This window comes from Treponema sp. R80B11-R83G3 (genome assembly GCF_054786115.1).
On record NZ_BDHF01000360.1, the window covers coordinates 1 to 727 of the forward strand.

A 727-nucleotide genomic window follows, 5' to 3' on the forward strand; every position below is an offset into this window, starting at 1 on the left:
CTCCATTAACAACTGTTACGCGCTTGGAAATGTGCTGGCCGATAAAACCTCAAGCAGTGCGGGCGACATACATGCCGGAGGTCTTGTGGGGTATATAAGTCATCCTAATGATAGTTCACAACCTGTCTGTAATGTTCAATACAACTTTGCCGCAGGCTCGGTAACCGCCCAGTCAGTCAGCGGGGCTGTTTATGCAGGCGGCATTGTTGGTTACAGGTCGGCTCCCGGAACTGGCGGCGGCGGTGTTATTCAAAACAACGCCGCATTGGGCGCAAGCGTTACCGCAAAAGGTTCAAGCGCAACCAGAGTAGCGGCGCGGATTTACGGGTATCCGTCAACAAACATCGGTAGCGCGAATTACGCAAAAGACAGTATGCGGATAGAGAAAAGCGATGTGTACGGAACCCTCTCTTTCCCGTACTGGGACGGCGTTACTCCGTCTAGCGAACCTTCTACCTGCTATAAGTTAATAAACACCGCAGTCGCCGCAGACCAGAACGGCGTAAGCGTCTCCAGTAGCGTCTTTAACAGTTCAAACATCTGGACAAATGCAAGTATGTTGAACTTTGCCGCCGCCACTCCAAACCCCTGGAACTTCACCAGCGTAATAGGGAAGGGCTATCCAACACTATTGAATGTGGGGGGACAGTGATGGGAAATAATCAATTATTCTTAAATATCGTTAATAATCTCAATAAACTGTTCAGGCGTTACAGCGGGAATGGAA

1 protein-coding gene is annotated in these 727 nt (G+C 49.7%); it reads left to right on the plus strand.

Annotated elements, in window-relative coordinates; all coding sequences use genetic code 11:
- Positions 1-652, plus strand: a 652-nt coding sequence (locus ACYVRH_RS13855) for a hypothetical protein (protein WP_461257470.1), incomplete at its 5' end; no start/stop codon positions are given.
- Positions 653-727 lie beyond the last annotated feature (75 nt).